The following is a 19,031-nucleotide window of genomic DNA, read 5'->3' as shown; positions in this document are numbered from 1 at the left end:
AACATAACTATAATTGTATTCTAGTTTTAAGGATTGAAACTAAATGAAGAAGGTCATTGTCGCCGTAGTCGTCTGTATAGCTGTGCTATTTTGGTTTAACCAAACCCCATCTACTAGCTCGTCGCCGTTAAATGACAGCATAAACACAAACCCACCCCTCTCATCACCCGTCACTCTCGATAGTGAATCCGCTCAACCAGAGGTTAACGCGCCTAAGGATTATCAAAGCTGTAAGTTACTTATCGAATCTAACAAAGAAACACGATGGAATTGGGCTAGAAAGATCGAATGGGCTCAATGGTTAGACAAGGGGTATTCTATCGATGATATCACCTTGGCTATCGATCACTTTTTAAACTCAAACTTCGCTGCGAGTTGGCGAGCTGAACAGCTCAAAAAGAACTCGAAACTTAAACAGCAGAATCAAAATCTAACAGAGAAAGTAAAAGCCTTAGCACCTGACTTACCTACTTTTGTTCGAGTCGAGAGAAGTATTCCTCAACCTCAAATAGATAATATTGCATCACTCAGCCAAGCTGACGCGCTAGCCCTGATTAAAGAAGTAAAACTCACCATTGAGGATGTTGATTGGTTACTGAAACAAGATTCACTAGATGAGCCGCTGTTGTTACTAGCCGTTAAACAAATAGATGATACTGACGCGCTTATCGGCTTTGGCGAAACGCTACGCCTTATCGATACCGCAGCCTACTATGGCAGAGAGCAAATCGTCACAGCTCTACTGGCAAAAAACAGCGTGCTCAGTGACGATGCCTACCTTGGCACAACCATGGAGTATGCCCTTGCCCGTCTAGATTACTATTTCCGCATGGATACCCCTTTAGAAGATGAGTTAATTGCAAAACAAGCCAACATAATTAAAGCGCTTCACGGGGTAAATAGCACTGCCAACTTTAGCATTCTGTCGAAACAAAAGGCCTTAGGTTTCTTTCCTCGTCATATTTACCGTTTCGATGCACAACAAATAACACATTTACAGCAGATGTATGGCCTCACACTCACCGAAATAGCCCCAAAGGCTACCTTAGTATTCGATGCTCACTCCCCATTTTTAGCGGAACTTAACGCCAATTTTGCAACGCTAAATACAAACAGTGCCACACCTGAAATGGTGGCAAGTTGCCGATCGCTGGTTAACAAGGTCGATACTCAATGGCAGCCACATAATCTTGATTACTTTAGCAATAAACTAATCAAAGAGGGGCATGAGGTCACCGCCACAAATTTACATCACATTGATCCTGCATTAGCCGATTGCTTTGCCTATCGACAGCAGCAACACCTCCCCAGCTGGCAAGGCGTCGATAACAGCTTAAGCAGCACGGTATATGGGCTGGCGGCTAAGCGTCAGATAAATGAAGCCATTGAAATGGTTGAGAACGCGCAGTTAGAAGAGGCGGTAAATCGTTGGTTTTTCTATCAGCTATTAGGTTACAACCCTGAGTATTTCACGCTATTACAACTGAGCGAATTACGTCAAGAGACTTTCGACTACGACACTTTGTACCAAGTTGCGCGTAGCAAAACCATTTCTCTTATCAACCAAGGTTTGGACATAGACAAACTTGATTTTGCGGGTAAAAGTTGGCTAGATATTGCGATACTTGAACACGATTTCCCACTGCTCAACCATTTGGTGAATCAGCATATTAGCTACCCAGTTAAAGCTAATGGACGAGATCCGCTTTACCTGTTACTAGATACCAGCCATTACCAATTTAAGCCTGAGCATCTATTGGAGTACTTATCCTTGCTAATGCTACTTGAACCCAATATCCATCCGCATCATCAACGTTTAATGTCACTGGTACGTTTGAAATACCCTGAAACCTACACTGAGATCACCAACCAGTTTCCAGCATTAATGGTAGAAGATGACACGCCACTGCCGCCTGCGGTTTGCCTGAATTATTAAGGTTTAGCAATAGAGAAGGCACCTCTCGGTGCCTTCTCTCTATTTCATAGCCATTAAACTGGTTAGTTATCTACGACTGGTGAAAAGTCACTTTCACTTTTTGGCATCTTGCTAAAGCCCAACTCAATCCCGATCTAACTCCTCTCAAACTCATCATTATAAAAAATAAGGACATCAATTGGGCGCCTAGCATCTATTGCTATCGATGATGGATAACCCGCACCATAAAACTATAAACCATTAATTTTAAATGTTTTTGTTGAAGTGGTTTCTTACGAAGCGTATTTTTAATCCAAATAAAGTCAGTCGAACTATTTTCACTGATTTGACCACAGTAGCAAGGACAGCGCATGGAAGCTACACTCACACCAGCAAACTCAACAACGTCAGCAACCCCAGCTATTGAAGCCAAACATTCAGGGCTTGGTATTGCTTCATTTGTATTAAGCATCGTTTCGTTAGTGCTCATCTTTGGCTTATTAATTGTCGCAGGTGTACTCGAAGCCACCACTCCTGGCGGCATGAATGAAGAATCTATAGAAGCTATCGTAGTGGGGTTACTGCTATTTGCTTTTATCGGTACCGCACTGATCGCCACAGGGTTAGGTATAGCGGGGCTATGCCAGAAACAGCGTAAGAAGATATTTGCAATTTTGGGGACGATATTCTCGCTGGTCACGGTGGTCTCAACCGTGTCGCTAATCTCCTTTGGCATGACAATAGATTAGATAGCTCGGCGCGAGTGATCCGTCACTAAAAAGGGGAAGCTAAGTTCCCCTTCTGTTTGTGAGTGACTAGCTAAGTACCTCTTGTAAGGCTCTGAGACACAGAGCAACATTTTCACGTCTTGCCCCGAAGCCCATTAAACCGATACGCCATGCTTTACCAGCCAATGCCCCCAATCCCGCGCCTATCTCTAGATTATAGTTCTCCAGTAATTGCTTACGCACTAAGGCATCATCAATCCCTTCAGGAATATACACGGCGTTGAGTTGCGGCAAACGAGATTGCTCTTCAACAACAAATTTAAGCCCTAATGACTCGAGTCCATCGCGCAAGACTTGATGCATGCTCTGATGACGCATCCACGCATTTTCAAGCCCCTCTTGGGCAAGTAGACGAAGCGACTCATGAAGCGCATACAGTGCATTCACAGGCGCGGTATGATGATAACTGCGCTTACCACCCGCACTTTGATCGCCACTCCAATAGCCCATCACTAAGCTTTGATCTAAAAACCAACTCTGTACCTGTGTTTTACGGGCTTTAAGTTTTTCGACCGCCGCTGGTGAGAACGAAACGGGCGATAAGCCTGGTACGCAGGAGAGACACTTTTGACTACCTGAGTAAATCGCATCGATACCCCACTCATCGACTCGCAGCTCAACCCCACCTAATGAGGTCACCGCATCAACGATAGAGAGACAATCATGCTGCTTGGCCAGCGCACAGAGGCGTTTGGCATCTGATAGCGCACCGGTTGAAGTTTCAGCATGGACAAAAGCCAGGAATTTCGCATCTGGGTTGGCGTTTAAAGCGGCTTCAACATCACTCACAGAAACGGGCTCGCCCCATTCATTGTCAACCACAACGGCAATCGCGCCGACACGTTCAACGTTTTGGCGCATCCGCTCCCCAAAAACACCATTGCGACACACAATGACTTTCTCGCCGGGTTCGACCAAATTAACAAAGCAGGTCTCCATACCAGCACTGCCTGGGGCAGATACCGCAAGCGTCATAGCATTTTCAGTTTGGAAGGCGTACTGAATAAGCGACTTAAGCTCATCCATCATGCCGACAAAAAGGGGATCTAAGTGTCCAATAGTCGGGCGAGCTTGGGCTGCCAATACTTCGGGGTACACATCTGACGGGCCTGGACCCATCAATGTTCTACGTGGGGGATTAAACGCGTTTACTTTAGGTGCTGCTAACATCTTGTTTCCTCTTTAAAGCCGTGGCTTAAAAAGTTAGGGTTAAGGCTAACTGTCGTGTTATCAGATAACGTCCGCTCAGGCGTTAGGTTATCTCCCTACGTATTAACAGTTATTGTAGTGCCATGATTGGCATCTTATTGGTCTTAGTGCATTGCAAGATAACATAAAAAAAGGCGCTACTGCGCCCCTTTAACCGTTAAAATTTGTAGCCGCCGGCCATAAAAATAGCCATTAATCGCGGTTATCCAAAAACAGTTTATAAGCAGGACTTTGAGTCTCTTCCTGATAGACAAAGCCGAGTTCTGTTAAAAACTGCTGAAAGGCGATACTGTCACTTTCAGGTACCTCAAATCCAGCCAATACCCGACCATAGGCGGCACCATGATTACGATAATGGAATAGACTGATATTCCATTTGCTCTGTAACGTGGTTAAAAACTTAAACAAGGCCCCGGGATGCTCGGGAAACTCAAAACTAAACAAACGTTCCTCAAGCGCCTCTGGCGGATGACCTCCCACCATATAACGCACATGCAATTTGGCAGTTTCATCATGGGAGAGATCTTGCACTTCAAAGCCATCATTTTCTAAGTTAGCGATGATCTCATCAAGTTCAACCTGACCATTAGATAAACGAATACCCGCAAACACCACCGCTTTATCGCGACTAGAGAAGCGATAGTTAAACTCGGTCATAGCGCGCTTCTCTAAGAGCTCGCAAAAGCGTAAAAAGATACCTGGACGCTCAGGGACTTTAACTGCCAAAATCGCTTCTTTTTGCTCGCCCAATTCACAACGTTCCGACACATAACGTAAGCTGTGGAAGTTGACGTTAGCCCCGCTCAAGATGGCTGCCACCTTCTGCCCTTTACCTGAATCACCAATATACTTCTTTAAACCGGCCAGTGATAACGCTCCCGCAGGTTCGGCAATGGCCCGGGTGTCTTCAAAAATATCTTTCACTGCAGCGCAAATTTCGTCAGAGGTGACGGTCACCACATCATCAACATATTCGCGAGCCAACCTAAAGGGCTCTGCGCCAATCTGCTTTACGGCAACACCATCGGCAAAGAGCCCAACTTGCGGCAATACTACCCGCTCATCGGCCGCCAGCGCGGCCTTAAGACAAGCTGAATCTTCCGGCTCTACACCGATAATTTTGACCTGTGGCATCACTGCTTTGTAATAGGCTGCAATGCCTGCAATCAAGCCACCACCACCAACAGGCACAAAGACCACTTCGAGATCACGCTGCTGCTGTAACATCTCTTGCGCTACCGTACCTTGCCCTGCAATCACTGCCTCATCATCAAACGGCGCGACGTACACACGCCCCTCTGTCTTGGCCAATTGCTGGGCATGCTCGTTAGCCATATCAAAGGATTGACCATGCAAGAGTACATTGCCGCCTAGCCTACGCACCGCATCGACTTTAATGTCGGGTGTAGTTTCTGGCATCACAATCACTGCACTGATACCGCGCGCCGATGCTGACATCGCCACACCTTGAGCATGATTACCCGCTGACGCACACACCACACCGCGTTCACACTCTTCGGTGCTGAGCTCCGCAATTCGGTTATAGGCGCCGCGTAGCTTAAATGAGTGCACAGGTTGCATATCTTCACGCTTTAGAAACACCTGACACCCCAAGCGCGCGGACAACTTATTTAAGCTAGACAGTGGGGTAACCTTGGCCACATCATAGACAGAAGATAGCAATATCTTCTGCAGATAATAGTGCGCCAGATCTAACTGAGATTGTGAGGCTAATGCCAACATATTAATCCTCCAGCTTACTAACATCTCGCACAGCGCCTTTATCGGCACTGGTCGCAAGCATCGCGTAGGCTTTAAGCGCAAGCGATACCGCGCGCTGTCGACTTTTCGGCTTCCAGGCCTGCTTACCACGCCCTTCCATCTCTGCGCGGCGGCTGGCTAGCTCTATCTCACTTACAGCAAGCTTAATTGAACGTGCAGGAATATCGATTTCGATTCGGTCCCCGGTTTCAACTAAACCAATAGTGCCGCCTGCTGCGGCCTCTGGCGAGACATGACCAATAGAAAGCCCCGACGTACCGCCAGAAAATCGTCCATCGGTAATTAATGCACACGCTGCGCCTAACCCCTTTGACTTCAAATAGCTCGTTGGATAAAGCATCTCTTGCATGCCTGGGCCACCTTTAGGGCCTTCATAGCGAATCACTACCACATCGCCCGCAACGACTTCGCCGCCTAAGATGCCTGCAACGGCGTCATCTTGGCTTTCATAGACTCTAGCACTGCCCATAAAGGTATGGTTGGCTTCATCTACGCCAGCGGTTTTGACGATGCAACCATCTAGAGCAATGTTGCCCGACAACACGGCTAGCCCGCCCTCTTGGCTAAAGGCAAACTCACGAGTACGAATACAGCCCTCTTTACGGTCGACATCGACACTTGGCCAGCGACAGGCCTGACTAAAGGCTTTAGTGGTTGGAATGCCTGCAGGCCCTGCTGAGAAAAACTTGTGCACCGCCTCGTCACTGCTTTGGGCAATATCATATTTAGCCAATACCGCTTTAAGATTGTCACCTGCGACATGGCTCACATCGGTATGCAATAAACCCGCGCGGTCAAGCTCACCTAAAATACCCATGACACCGCCAGCGCGATGCACGTCCTCCATGTGATATTTAGGCGTAGATGGCGCAACTTTACATAAATGGGGGACTTGACGTGACATGCGATCGATATCAGCCATAGTGAAATCGACGTCGCCCTCTTGGGCTGCGGCCAGTAGATGCAATACGGTATTCGATGAACCACCCATGGCGATATCCAATGCCATGGCATTCTCAAACGCCTTAAAATTAGCTATGTTACGCGGCAATGCAGACTCATCATCATGCTTGTAGTAACGTGTGGCAAGATCCATCACTCGGCGACCCGCCTCTAAAAACAGCTCTCGGCGATCGGCATGAGTTGCCAACATAGATCCGTTACCCGGCAGCGACAACCCTAGGGCTTCGGTTAAGCAGTTCATCGAGTTAGCAGTAAACATCCCCGAACATGAACCACAAGTTGGACATGCACTACGCTCAATTTTTTCGCTGTCTTCATCAGAGATACGGTCATCAGCAGCGGCAACCATGGCATCAACCAAGTCCAGCTTAATAATCTTATCTGATAGCTTAGTCTTACCCGCTTCCATCGGCCCGCCCGATACAAACACTACAGGAATATTGAGACGCAACGCCGCCATCAACATACCAGGGGTGATTTTATCGCAGTTAGAGATACACACTAACGCATCGGCGCAGTGGGCATTAACCATGTACTCTACGCTATCGGCGATCAACTCACGTGACGGCAAGCTATAGAGCATGCCGCCGTGCCCCATGGCGATACCATCATCAACGGCAATCGTATTAAACTCTTTTGCAATACCGCCCGCTTCTTCAATCGCACCCGCCACTAACGACCCCATATCTTTCAGGTGCACATGACCTGGTACAAATTGGGTAAAGGAGTTAGCAATGGCAATAATCGGCTTACCAAAATCGTTATCTTTTACACCTGTTGCTCGCCAAAGTGCACGAGCACCAGCCATATTGCGACCTTCGGTACTGGTAGCTGAACGTAATTTTGCCATGATACTGCTTCCTTTTTATCGTTAGGCGACATCAGATCGCCTAGCTTTGAAATTTGAGTCCTCAATAACCCCTAAGGAGTTATCAGGCTTTGAGTCATCTTATCTTAAATATCTATCAAACGAGGGATAAATCCACGCAGATTTATAGCGGTTCTAACCAACCCCATTTATCTTCGGTCTCACCATTAAACAGGCCGAAGAAACGTTGCTGAATAGCCTTGGTAATTGGGCCACGCTTGCCTGCGCCCACTTCGATGCGATCGACACTACGAACTGGTACTAGCTCAGCAGCGGTGCCTGTCATAAATATCTCATCGGCTAAGTATAAAAACTCACGTGACATCGCCTCTTCAACCACCTCATAGCCGCTATCTCTGGCAAGCGTAATGATGGTATCGCGGGTGATCCCCATTAAAATAGCCGCTGTGGCTGGCGGGGTATAAAGTTTATTTTTCTTGATGACAAACAGGTTAGCACCAGCAGCTTCACTGACCAATCCGTTAACGTCTAACGCTATCCCTTCATCGAAACCATTACGTTTTGCTTCGGTCGAAATTTGCAATGAAGATAGGTAGTTACCACCTGCTTTCGCACCCGTTGGGATGGTGTTCGGCGCTAGGCGATTCCATGACGTTACCGCCACATCAACACCTCGCTCCATGCTTTCTTCACCTAAATAGGCTCCCCATGGAAATGCCGCCACCAGTAGGTCGCATTGTGCATCTTTAGGTGGGGTGATCCCCATGCCCACATCGCCGTAAAAAGCCAATGGACGAATATAGGCACTGTTAAGCTTATTACTCAATACTGCATCACGACACGCTTGCATGGTGTCATCAAAACAGTAAGGGATAGGCATGCGGTAAATTTTGGCCGAATCATACAGGCGTTGTACATGCTCAGTGAGCCTGAAACCCGCAGGTCCTAGATGAGTATCATAGACTCTAATACCTTCAAACACTGATGTCCCATAGTGCAGCGCATGAGACATCACGTGCACCTTGGCGTCACCCCAAGGCATGATTTCACCATTGAACCAAATAAATTCTGCAGTTTTCGCGGCCATAATTTGTCACCTATCTTCTAAGCATTTATGCGTTTGCGGTTTGGGTTAGCTGCTTAGTCGATACGACTTTGCATTCTGTTACATCGATTAGTTTATTGAGCTGGTGACTAAGCTGCTCTAATGCGCGCTCACTCTCAACCACCATATCCAACTTTGTGTCACCGTTGGCGTCAAGCTGCATACCGAGTTCAGTGATCTTAAAACCACGATGGCGAGTCACTCGCAGTACCCGTTCCAATACCTCGGGTTGCTGTACTAGGGTTAGGGCTAAGTTATAGATCATGTCTGCTTCTCCATCTCATCCATCATGTCTCGGTTGCAAGCACCGGGCGGTACCAGTGGCCACACGTTATGAGCATCATCAATTCTCACATGCAGTAAAAATGGCCCTGTTGCATTTAACATCTCATCTAATGCTTGCTCAACTTCATCGCCTTGAGTAATCGTGCGACCAGGGATATCGAACGCCGATGCCATGGTGACAAAATCAGGGTTACCTGACAGGTCGGTTTCACTAAATCGCTCTTCGAAAAACAGTTGCTGCCACTGCTTAACCATGCCCAGTTTCTGGTTATCAATAAGCAAGATTTTTAACGGTATTTGGCGACGTTTGATAGTGGTTAACTCTTGGACATTCATCATAAATGAGCCATCACCTGACACCGCGACTACACAGGCGTCAGGACGGGCGACTTTAGCGCCAATCGCGGCCGGTAAACCAAACCCCATGGTGCCCAAGCCTGCACTAGACAAGTGATCTTCTGGACGCCTAAACCACATATGTTGCGCTACCCACATCTGGTGCTGACCCACATCACAAGCGATAACACTGTCTTCAGGGAGTTTATTCGCCAAACGGTTAAGCATCTTAGGGGCGAAAATTAGCTCACCAGGACGCTCATAGTTCCATTGGTGGTTGGCTTTAAGACTAGCAACTTCTGCCTGCCAAGGGGCAATCTCAAGCGACTGTGCAATCGCCGGTAAGATCTGACGCAGGTCGCCAGCAATCGCTACATCAGGACGACGTAATTTACCCAACTCCGCCACATCGATATCAAGATGAAGAACCTTGGCATGTTCAGCAAATGTGGCTAAACGTCCCGTCACTCGGTCATCAAAACGTGCGCCAACCACAATCAATAAATCACACTCTTGCACGGCAATGTTGGCAGCTTTACCGCCGTGCATGCCAAGCATTCCCAAGTAACCAGCGTCGTCGTGAGGGATACTCCCCAACCCTTTGAGTGTCGCGACCGATGGCACGCCAGTAACATCGATAAAGCCACGTAGTTGATCAACTGCACCAGCCATCCCAACACCGCCGCCCACATAGAGCATTGGCTTTTTGGCTTCACTCAACAACACTTTGGCAGCCTCGATTTGTTGCTCAGATGCTTGAGGCTCGGGGCTAATCGCCAATAGCGGCGTCTTGTAATCGAGCAGCGCAATCTGAATATCTTTAGGTATATCCACCAGCACCGGGCCTGGGCGACCCGAGGCCGCGATCTCAAAGGCACGATACAGGGTTGGAATAAGCTCATTGACATCGGTCACCATAAAGCTGTGCTTAGTGCACGACAGTGACATGCCCAACACATCGATCTCTTGAAACGCATCGGTACCGATAACGGCAGTGGAAACTTGCCCAGTAATGGCAACTAAGGGCACGGAGTCGAGTAGGGCATCGGCAAGCGAGGTGACTAGGTTGGTCGCCCCAGGGCCCGAGGTCGCGAAACAAACACCAGTTTTACCACTCGCCCTAGCATAACCAACCGCCGCGAATGCAGCCCCTTGTTCGTGACGACTCAACAGGTGCTCAACGGGTGCGCCGTAGAGTGCATCGTAGATGGGCATAATCGCGCCACCCGGATAACCAAAAACGGTAGTGACACCGTGTGCGGCGAGTACTTTGATAACGGCGTCTGCGCCTCTAATCTTCTGCCCTTGTTCCATTCGTGACTTCCTGCATTTCATTGTTTCGGGGTTAAGCGTTCAGTTCAAACCGCTAAAAACAAAAAACCCCCGGTCCTTTCGGAGCGGGGGTTCTTGTTGCAATCTTAACCTAATTAGGTTTTTCGATGCGCCATGCGATGCCCCCGCTGTGATCTAATAATCACGACGGTAATAATCTCAATAATGAGTAGGGCAGCTTGGTTAAACATGGTGTATTGGAAATTCCTAATCAGTGTGTTTGCTTAAATTCGGTGTCTACGAGAATCAATTTCTGTAGACCTTTTAATCAATACCACAAAGCCTGCGAATAACACAACCAAAACCTGCGGCTATCTCTCGAAACAGTTAATCTCTTCAACAAAAATCTACCATGAAGCGACGCTTGCTTTGATAACCTTGCTACTCATTTGACCAAATTATTCTCTATGTCCAATCATCCTCGGCGACACATAGCTTTGTTTCTATGGCACTAAGCCCACAGGGTTATGCTGGGCTTAGTCCATGGACATTATATTTTACGCTTCTTCGACAATGCGCTTCATCTCAGTCATGTAACCACGAAGCTCGGCACCAATATACTCAACTGACGTGTGACGAATCGCATCGTTCACTTCGATTAGGCGTAGATTATCAACACCATTGCCAGTGTCTTGTAGTCCACCACCTAAGTACTCTGATGACATGTTATTAACGTAATCACGTAGCATAGGTACCGCTGCGTGGTTGAATAAGTAGCAACCATATTCGGCAGTGTCAGAGATCACTACGTTCATCTCATACAAACGCTTACGCGCAATCGTGTTAGCGATAAGAGGCGTTTCATGCAGAGACTCATAGTATGCTGACTCTTCAACGATGCCTGCTGATACCATGGTATCGAACGCCAGCTCTACGCCCGCCTTAATCATGGCAACTAGGAAGATACCTTTGTCAAAATAGGCTTGCTCATCAATCGTTTCATCACACTGCGGTGCATTTTCAAAACCAGTTTCATTGGTCTCACTGCGCCACTTAAGCAGGTTTGCGTCATCATTAGCCCAATCTTGCATCATCGTCTTAGAGAACTCACCGCTGATGATGTCATCCATGTGCTTCTCAAATAACGGTGCAAGGATACCTTTAAGCTCTTCAGCCATTTCAAACGCTTTGATCTTGGCAGGATTTGATAGACGATCCATCATATGGGTGATGCCACCATGCTTAAGTGCTTCTGTGGTCGTTTCCCAACCCTGTTGAATCAACTTAGCGGCATAACCTGGCTCAATACCGTCAGCAACCATCTTTTCATAACCAAGGATGGCTCCGGTTTGCAGCATGCCGCAAAGGATAGTTTGCTCACCCATCAGATCTGATTTCACTTCGGCGATAAATGATGAGTGCAATACCCCTGCACGGTCACCGCCTGTAGCACTCGCATAGGCTTTAGCGACTTCGAAACCATCACCCTTTGGATCATTTTCAGGGTGAACGGCAATCAATGTTGGCACACCGAAACCACGCTTATACTCTTCACGTACTTCAGTGCCAGGACACTTAGGCGCCACCATGATAACGGTAATATCGGGACGAACTTGCATTCCCTCTTCGACGATATTGAAACCGTGAGAGTAAGACAATACAGCCCCCTCTTTCATCAAAGGCATGACGCTATTTACCGCATCGGTATGCTGCTTGTCTGGTGTCAGGTTTAACACTAAGTCTGCATCAGGGATTAGCTCTTCAAAGGTACCGACACGGAAACCGTTGCCTGTAGCTTTTTGATATGAAGCACGCTTCTCTGCAATCGCCTGTGGACGCAGTGCAAAAGAGATATTGAGACCAGAATCACGCATATTTAAACCTTGGTTAAGCCCTTGAGCACCACAACCTAAAATAACGATATTCCAGCCTTTGATGTAGTCACAACCTTGGCTAAATTCACTGCGATCCATAAAGCGACATTGCGCTAGCTGATCTAATTGTTGACGCAAATTCAGAGAGTTAAAGTAATTAGCCATCGGATGTTCCACCTTTGAATGAGGACGTAAAAAACTTGCTTAACCGCCTTGGCTAAGCCGTGATTGAGATCACTATAGCCGATGACTAGCGTTGCTTAAAATGATATATTCGAAACATCACATTGCATATTTTGCAACACAGGTTATTTAGTAACATAGGCGGCTTTGATGGATATTCGTACAATAAAACTCTATTTGCATCTTTCAAATAGCCTGCACTTTGCTAAAACTGCGCAGCAGATGCATGTCAGTCCGTCGACACTGAGCCGCACGATGCAAAGATTAGAAGACGAAGTCGGTGCAAAGTTATTTGAACGTGACAATCGCAGCGTGGCGTTGACGAGCGCGGGGATTGAATATCGCCACTTCGCCGAACAAACACTGGACCACTGGGGCAAACTAAAACACCGTCTCGACCCCAAGCAAGATCTGCTACGCGGCCGACTCAATTTATACTGCTCTGTCACCGCAGCCTATAGCCATTTACCTGCGTTACTCGACCGATTCCGTAACGAACATCCTTTGGTTGAGATAGCCCTAACCACTGGAGATGCCGCCAATGCGGTCGATATGGTGCGCCAAAATCGCGCCGACATCAGCATCGCAGCACTGCCAGAAACCCTTCCTGAATCACTGCACTTTATAAAAATCGATGATGTGCCACTGGTGATTATCGCTCCGACCTTTAAATGTGCCGTACAACAATTACTCACCGAATCATACATCCCCTGGGACAGATTACCCTTTATCATTCCTGAGCACGGCCCCGGACGTCGACGCATCGACAATTGGTTTAAACAGTTAGGACTGAATGCCAACGTTTATGCCCAAGTCTCTGGCCAAGAGGCGATAGCCTCTATGGTGGCTCTAGGCTGTGGCGTAAGTATTACTCCTGAGATAGTCATTCAAAATAGTCCGGTTAAAGACAGGATCCAACAACTCCCCTCTCCAGTCGCCATTGCACCATTTGAACTCGGATGTTGTAGTAAAAAAAGTCGCTCAGATGAACCCGTTTTGGCAGCTTTCCTCAAAGAGGTAACACCAATATAGCGATAAACTTAATAAGAAATTTGCTCTGCTATACTCATTGCATAGACTTAATTGGACTTTCTCAATATGAGCCACTTGCGATGGTTAATCGTGATTATCTGTTGTTTATTATTCTCCCTATTGCCTGTGGCTCAAGCCACCGAGCAAACGATCACCTTTTGCGTTGAAGATACCGAGTTTCCACCATTTAACTATTTTCAAAGAGAAAATGGCAAAAAGGGGACCAGCACTGGTTATGATATCGATCTCCTCAATCGTGTTTTTTCCGTAAGCGACTTTAAGCATCAGGTTATCGCCTTACCCTGGCGTCGCTGCTTAAAAGATGTCAAAGAAGGCACCATTGATGCGGCAATGAGTGCTTCGCTCAACCCAGAACGAAGTAGAGACTTTCTGTCTTCAGCCGCCTACTACCATTTAACGCCAAGTTACTTTTTCCTTAAGTTCAGCTTTCCAGATGGAGTGCGAGTACACAACCTCAGCGACCTAAGGCAATACGGTACCATCTGTGGGATAAAAGGGTTCAATTACCAAAATTTTGGCATCACTAAAAATGAAACAATATATGAAATTCGCGATCTCGCCCATTTGCCAGAAATGTTACAGCGCGGACGATGTCAGTTTTTTCTCGCCCGCAAGGAAACCCTTAGTGGCACTCTGGCAATCAATAGCGAATATGAGCTGTCCAAACTCCTTAGAGGGATTAGAGTACCAGGGACGCAAGCGGAGCCTTTTCATATGCTGATTTCGCATCAATCAAAATACAAGCACCAGATAAAAGCGCTATTTGACAGCAAAGTCGCTTCACTGCGAGCCGATGGTGAGCTGCAACGTATGCTTGAATACCAACTGGATCAGTTAGATAAAATCAAACCGTCTCCCTAATAGCCATCGCCTAACAAAGAAGAGCATTTAGACAATAAATGAAAGAACAGCCTCCACATGACTATTACCTTAGGTGCGCTAAAATCGTGCAACGATCACAAACTTACTACCACTCCGACCTCGCTTATTCTGCCAACATTTAGGTTAAAGCCTGTATTAAATAAACAGTTACAAAACTTGGCCTATACTTAAATTCAATTTACAAAGTTTCATACCGTCTCGACACTGAAGAGGAGCTAATGCACGCATGACAGCCGTTGCCGTATTCATTGTGTTAATCGGTTTAATGGGGCTACTGGGCTCGCTAATTCCGACTTATCAAATCTGCCACCAAAAACAGGCAGGACACCGTGGTTGGCACCTCCTGTTAGCAATGATTGGCATGTTTATTTTAGGCTACGTGGGTTTTTTATGGATGCTGATGCATAGAAACACGGCATCGCTGGAGATGGTTGTTGCTGCGGTATTTTCAGCAGGGGGCGGGTTTGTTTGGCTAGTCGTCAAAATGAGTCAAGAAACCATTTTAACCCTGCAAAACACCTTGGCCGAAAAGCACTATCAAGCCTACCACGATCCACTCACCGATCTCGCCAATCGACATCAACTGTATGAGAAAATAGACGAGCTAAGTCAAAACGAGAACACGCATTTTTGTTTTTTAATGATGGATCTTAATGACTTTAAAATGATCAACGATAACTTAGGTCACGACGCTGGCGACAAAGTATTACAGATAATCGCTCACCGAATCCAGACCATGATGCCAATGCAAGCTCTAGCCGTCAGGCTAGGTGGTGATGAATTTGCAGTTGTACTACCATCGTCTTGTATTGATCAAGCCAAACAATTAGCACAAAGTATTCAGCAGCACATCATGCAAGATATTTTATGCGAAGGCCATCGTCTAGCTGTTGGGATCAGTATAGGCATTGCATGCTACCCACAAGATGGCGAAGACAGAAAAACCTTAATGAAAAATGCCGACATTGCCATGTACAAAGCTAAGCGAAGTGGTAACACCTACGAAACCTACTCCACGAATGACGACATTAACGACTTCCCCCAATCGTAAACACTTTCAGCCAACGATGAGCGTTGAGACGAAAATATCATCATCTATCTACATGCATCACTCAACTAACCAGCTGACTAGGCTCATCAAGCAGTAACGCCTTATCTCCTTCTGTAATACGCGTAACAAGTAACTGATCGACTTTATAAGCGTCAATATCAACCACTTCAAACTTAAATCCAGCATAATTAACAAAATCAGTACGACGTGGAATTTTTCTCAGCATATACATGATAAATCCAGCAATGGTTTCGTAATTTTGACTTTGAGGAAACGACTCTATGCCGAAAGTACGCATTACATCAGTAATGGGAGTAACCCCATCCACCAACCAAGAGTGCTTATCTCTGGCGATGATCTGCTCTTCGCTCTCATGGAGTGACCATGCTCCCATTACCGCACTTTGTAAATCATTGGTGGTCACAATGCCGACCACTAAAGCATATTCGTTCATCACCACAGCAAAGTCGGCACGCGTATTTTTAAAATACTCCATACTTTCAGATAAGGTTAATGTATCGGGAATAATTGGACAGCTATGCAGTAGCGAACTGTCACTTAAGCAGATACTCTGACCATTGATTACCCTAATAAGTAGCTCTTTAGCATCCACAACCCCCTTTATCGTATCAAGCTGACCATCACACACTAAAAACTTAGTATGAGGTTCATCTGATATTTTTCGCTTGATCTCCTCTTCACTGTCTTGCAGTAAAAAGTAAATGAGACTCTCACGGGCTGTCATCGCTGAAGTCACTGGCACGGTTTGCATCTCAAACACGTTTTCCATCATCTTCTGCTCATCTTTATCTAATACGCCCGCTTCAGCCCCTGCATCCATCACCGCATAGATGTCATCAGAGGTCACCTGATCATTGCGTGCCGTTTGGATCTGTAACAACCTAAAAATTCCAGACGCTAAGCCATTAAACACCCAGACCAGCGGTGTTAGTATACGAATACACACCATCATTGGGCTTACCAGTGTGACTGCCACCAACTCAGGCATCGCCATCGCCACACGCTTAGGCATTAAATCTGCAATTAAAATAAAGAGGCTGGTTACCAAAACAAAAGACAACACGAAACTCATTTGACTCAACCAAGGATCGACAACCCAATTGGACAGCAACATATAAAAATAGGGAGTGAATGCCGACTCACCCACAATCCCCCCCATAATGGCCACAGCATTAAGCCCAATCTGTACCACAGTAAAAAAGCTGCCCGGGTGTGCTTGTAGCTGCAACACTTTTTCCGCCCTCATATCTCCCTCATCAGCCATGGCACGCAACCGAATTTTTCGTGCAGCCGCTAACGCAATTTCTGACATGGAGAAAAAGCAACTGGTGGCAATCAACAACAAGATAATCATGGTGTTATCAAAGAGACTCATTTATTTACCTAAAAAATTTTACAGCGACATTAACCTACGAGCGGCATGGCAGACATACCGCTTCGCGCAACCACTGCAAACCCAACGAGAAAAGTGCTCTAGGCTACTCAAACTAGTAACAGGATCTCTTTATCTTCCCCCGTCTAAATAGCGGTGGTTGATGCAGTAACAACGCCTGAAGAGGAGTAATAAAGCACTTAGTATTGAGTGGATGCAGATAAGTGTGGTCTGTATATCAGAAACCTAAAATTAGGCAATATAAATTCACTAAATTGGGCAAATATTGCGCACTACACCACAGTCTACAAATAGTAAGCACTGCGATTGAGAATAAATTCACACCAGCAAATGCCTGCTACACTTACTAGTATTACTGCCTCGCCACACGATAATCTCAACCAACAAAACAAAAGGATTTGTTTATGGCAATAGCCTGTGTGACCACCCGAGCCAGCCTTGGTGTCGATGCCCCTGAAGTCACCGTTGAAGTGCACCTCAGTAACGGACTACCCGCGTTCAATTTAGTCGGCCTGCCAGAAACCTCCGTCAAAGAAGCTAAAGAGCGAGTACGCAGCGCACTCATTAACGCCGGATTTGAATTTCCTCAACGACGTATTACTGTAAATTTAGCGCCAGCCGATCTGCCAAAACAGGGAGGACGGTACGATCTTCCCATCGCTATAGGTATCTTAGCCGCCTCTAAACAGATCCCCGCACAAGCACTAAAAGATCATGAATTTGTGGGTGAGCTGGCATTATCAGGCCACATACGTCACTGCCATGGACTACTGCCGGTTATCGTTGATGCGCGCAAGCAGCAAAAAATCGTGGTGATTCCGCTCGATAACCGCTGTGATGCCGACTTAGTGGGCTACCAAAAGACTTTTTTCGCTAGCCACCTACAAGCATTGAGTGAATACCTTCATGGGCAGCAATCACTCCCTAGCATCGCTACGGGGCTGCAATGGGTAGCCGAAGAGGCAACTTCGCAACAGAAATGCCTCAGCGATGTTATCGGTCAATATCAGGCTAAACGCGCACTCGAAATCGCCGCTGCTGGGAACCATAATCTACTTTTTCTAGGCCCACCAGGCACAGGGAAAACCATGCTTGCCAGCCGTATTGTGCAACTGCTGCCACCACTAGACTATGACGAGGCATTAGAGGTCGCCACAATTCATTCAGTGGCAGGGCAGACCATTCCTACCAATCAATTTTACCAGCGGCCCTTTCGCAGCCCTCATCACACCAGCTCAGCTATCTCCCTTGTCGGCGGAGGTAGTCACCCTAAGCCCGGCGAGATCTCACTGGCGCATCGTGGAGTGCTATTTCTCGACGAGGTCGCTGAATTCCCTCGCAAAGTGCTTGATTGTTTGCGAGAGCCGATGGAAACGGGAGAGGTGATTATATCTAGAGCCGCCGCTAAACTGACCTTCTCCAGCCGTTTTCAACTGGTTGCCGCAATGAACCCCAGTCCTTGTGGTGATACCGCGAATGCTCGGGCATCCCAAGATCAAATTCAACGTTATCTATCACGGCTTTCTGGACCCTTTATTGACCGCTTCGATCTCACGATTGATGTTCCTCGGCTGCCCGAAGGCACCTTGACGCAGCAACATCAGCCCACAGAAACTAGCCAACAAGTTGCCGGCAGAGTAAAGGCAGCAAGAGAGCGTCAACTTACCCGAGCAGGCGTCCTAAACGCTGAGTTAACGGGTAAACAACTCGCAGCGACTGGTGGTTTTTCGCAAACTGATCTGGAGTTCTTAGAGCAAAGCGTCAATAAACTTGGCCTGTCTGTACGCAGTTACCATCGGTTACAGCGTGTGGCGCGCACCATTGCCGATTTGGCCGAGTCTCCTATGGTTGAACGTAGTCACATTGCACAAGCTTTAGGTTACAGGGCAATGGATCGTCTACTACATAGTCTGCAGAATAGTTATTAAATCTGGGTTCAGGATTTTGGATCTGTAGCATCAACCTCGCAGGCGAGTAACTGCTAGGATATCATCGATATTTTTTATGGTTTTTGGCCATATCGGCACAGAGGTTAGCACGTGATCATTGAGCTCAAGCGCTAGGGCGAGTAACTGTTAGGATATCATCGA

14 protein-coding genes are annotated in these 19,031 nt (G+C 46.9%); 6 read left to right on the top strand and 8 right to left on the bottom strand.

What is annotated here, in order from left to right; genetic code table 11:
* Positions 1–43: 43 nt before the first annotated feature.
* Complete coding sequence (locus L876_RS0114305; RefSeq protein ID WP_028764438.1) at positions 44–1,936, top strand: hypothetical protein; 1,893 nt, start codon at positions 44–46, stop codon at positions 1,934–1,936.
* Between the two features lie 350 nt (positions 1,937–2,286).
* Positions 2,287–2,664, top strand: a complete 378-nt coding sequence (locus L876_RS0114300) for a hypothetical protein (protein WP_081730718.1) — start codon at positions 2,287–2,289, stop codon at positions 2,662–2,664.
* A gap of 66 nt (positions 2,665–2,730) precedes the next feature.
* Here the strand turns inward: L876_RS0114300 and L876_RS0114295 are convergent, their stop codons facing one another.
* From L876_RS0114295 to ilvC, 7 genes are all read right to left on the bottom strand, one after another.
* The gene (locus L876_RS0114295; RefSeq protein ID WP_028764436.1) at positions 2,731–3,873 is read right to left on the bottom strand and encodes a pyridoxal-phosphate-dependent aminotransferase family protein; all 1,143 of its coding nucleotides are present in this window, start codon (positions 3,871–3,873) and stop codon (positions 2,731–2,733) included.
* A 231-nt stretch (positions 3,874–4,104) separates the two neighbouring features.
* Positions 4,105–5,655, bottom strand: a complete 1,551-nt coding sequence (gene ilvA / locus L876_RS0114290) for a threonine ammonia-lyase, biosynthetic (protein ID WP_028764435.1) — start codon at positions 5,653–5,655, stop codon at positions 4,105–4,107.
* A gap of 1 nt (position 5,656) precedes the next feature.
* A complete protein-coding gene (gene ilvD / locus L876_RS0114285) occupies positions 5,657–7,507 on the bottom strand; it encodes a dihydroxy-acid dehydratase (RefSeq protein WP_028764434.1) in 1,851 nt (616 codons plus the stop codon).
* A 142-nt stretch (positions 7,508–7,649) separates the two neighbouring features.
* Positions 7,650–8,573 carry a branched-chain amino acid transaminase gene (locus L876_RS0114280; RefSeq protein WP_028764433.1) on the bottom strand — a complete coding sequence of 308 codons (924 nt, stop codon included), beginning with the start codon at positions 8,571–8,573 and terminating at the stop codon, positions 7,650–7,652.
* A 25-nt stretch (positions 8,574–8,598) separates the two neighbouring features.
* Complete coding sequence (gene ilvM / locus L876_RS0114275) at positions 8,599–8,856, bottom strand: acetolactate synthase 2 small subunit (RefSeq protein WP_028764432.1); 258 nt, start codon at positions 8,854–8,856, stop codon at positions 8,599–8,601.
* Positions 8,853–10,526 (bottom strand): acetolactate synthase 2 catalytic subunit, encoded by a 1,674-nt coding sequence (gene ilvG, locus L876_RS0114270; RefSeq protein ID WP_028764431.1) that lies wholly within the window; start codon positions 10,524–10,526, stop codon positions 8,853–8,855. The genes ilvM and ilvG overlap by 4 nt, the downstream gene beginning before the upstream one ends.
* A 515-nt stretch (positions 10,527–11,041) precedes the next feature.
* A complete protein-coding gene (gene ilvC, locus L876_RS0114265) occupies positions 11,042–12,523 on the bottom strand; it encodes a ketol-acid reductoisomerase (RefSeq protein WP_028764430.1) in 1,482 nt (493 codons plus the stop codon).
* Positions 12,524–12,691: 168 nt separating this feature from the next.
* Here ilvC and ilvY point away from each other — a divergent pair, with 168 nt between their 5' ends.
* From ilvY to L876_RS0114250, 3 genes are all read left to right on the top strand, one after another.
* Positions 12,692–13,573: an HTH-type transcriptional activator IlvY gene (ilvY, locus tag L876_RS0114260; RefSeq protein WP_028764429.1), complete on the top strand. Its 882-nt coding sequence runs from the start codon at positions 12,692–12,694 to the stop codon at positions 13,571–13,573.
* Positions 13,574–13,639: 66 nt separating this feature from the next.
* A complete protein-coding gene (locus L876_RS0114255) occupies positions 13,640–14,455 on the top strand; it encodes a substrate-binding periplasmic protein (protein WP_028764428.1) in 816 nt (271 codons plus the stop codon).
* A 247-nt stretch (positions 14,456–14,702) separates the two neighbouring features.
* Positions 14,703–15,527 (top strand): GGDEF domain-containing protein, encoded by an 825-nt coding sequence (locus L876_RS0114250; protein ID WP_028764427.1) that lies wholly within the window; start codon positions 14,703–14,705, stop codon positions 15,525–15,527.
* 61 nt (positions 15,528–15,588) lie between these two features.
* Here L876_RS0114250 and paeA read toward each other — a convergent pair whose 3' ends face one another.
* The gene (gene paeA, locus L876_RS0114245) at positions 15,589–16,923 is read right to left on the bottom strand and encodes a polyamine export protein PaeA (protein ID WP_028764426.1); all 1,335 of its coding nucleotides are present in this window, start codon (positions 16,921–16,923) and stop codon (positions 15,589–15,591) included.
* Between the two features lie 422 nt (positions 16,924–17,345).
* Here paeA and L876_RS0114240 point away from each other — a divergent pair, with 422 nt between their 5' ends.
* Positions 17,346–18,869, top strand: coding sequence for a YifB family Mg chelatase-like AAA ATPase (locus L876_RS0114240; protein ID WP_028764425.1), 1,524 nt, complete (start codon positions 17,346–17,348; stop codon positions 18,867–18,869).
* Positions 18,870–19,031: the final 162 nt, after the last annotated feature.

Origin of the sequence: Shewanella colwelliana ATCC 39565, assembly GCF_000518705.1 — a bacterium.
In the GTDB taxonomy this organism is placed as follows: Bacteria; Pseudomonadota; Gammaproteobacteria; order Enterobacterales; family Shewanellaceae; genus Shewanella; species Shewanella colwelliana.
This window is presented reverse-complemented; position numbering and strand designations above follow the sequence as displayed.

Excerpts from the sequence above, each read along its gene's own strand:
- ilvC (WP_028764430.1), bottom strand. The coding sequence starts at position 12,523 with ATGGCTAATTACTTTAACTCTCTGAATTTGCGTCAACAATTAGATCAG.
- ilvY (WP_028764429.1), top strand. The coding sequence starts at position 12,692 with ATGGATATTCGTACAATAAAACTCTATTTGCATCTTTCAAATAGCCTG.
- L876_RS0114295 (WP_028764436.1), bottom strand. The coding sequence starts at position 3,873 with ATGTTAGCAGCACCTAAAGTAAACGCGTTTAATCCCCCACGTAGAACA.
- L876_RS0114255 (WP_028764428.1), top strand. The coding sequence starts at position 13,640 with ATGAGCCACTTGCGATGGTTAATCGTGATTATCTGTTGTTTATTATTC.
- ilvA (WP_028764435.1), bottom strand. The coding sequence starts at position 5,655 with ATGTTGGCATTAGCCTCACAATCTCAGTTAGATCTGGCGCACTATTAT.
- ilvM (WP_028764432.1), bottom strand. The coding sequence starts at position 8,856 with ATGATCTATAACTTAGCCCTAACCCTAGTACAGCAACCCGAGGTATTG.
- ilvG (WP_028764431.1), bottom strand. The coding sequence starts at position 10,526 with ATGGAACAAGGGCAGAAGATTAGAGGCGCAGACGCCGTTATCAAAGTA.
- L876_RS0114300 (WP_081730718.1), top strand. The coding sequence starts at position 2,287 with ATGGAAGCTACACTCACACCAGCAAACTCAACAACGTCAGCAACCCCA.
- ilvD (WP_028764434.1), bottom strand. The coding sequence starts at position 7,507 with ATGGCAAAATTACGTTCAGCTACCAGTACCGAAGGTCGCAATATGGCT.
- L876_RS0114280 (WP_028764433.1), bottom strand. The coding sequence starts at position 8,573 with ATGGCCGCGAAAACTGCAGAATTTATTTGGTTCAATGGTGAAATCATG.
- paeA (WP_028764426.1), bottom strand. The coding sequence starts at position 16,923 with ATGAGTCTCTTTGATAACACCATGATTATCTTGTTGTTGATTGCCACC.
- L876_RS0114250 (WP_028764427.1), top strand. The coding sequence starts at position 14,703 with ATGACAGCCGTTGCCGTATTCATTGTGTTAATCGGTTTAATGGGGCTA.
- L876_RS0114305 (WP_028764438.1), top strand. The coding sequence starts at position 44 with ATGAAGAAGGTCATTGTCGCCGTAGTCGTCTGTATAGCTGTGCTATTT.
- L876_RS0114240 (WP_028764425.1), top strand. The coding sequence starts at position 17,346 with ATGGCAATAGCCTGTGTGACCACCCGAGCCAGCCTTGGTGTCGATGCC.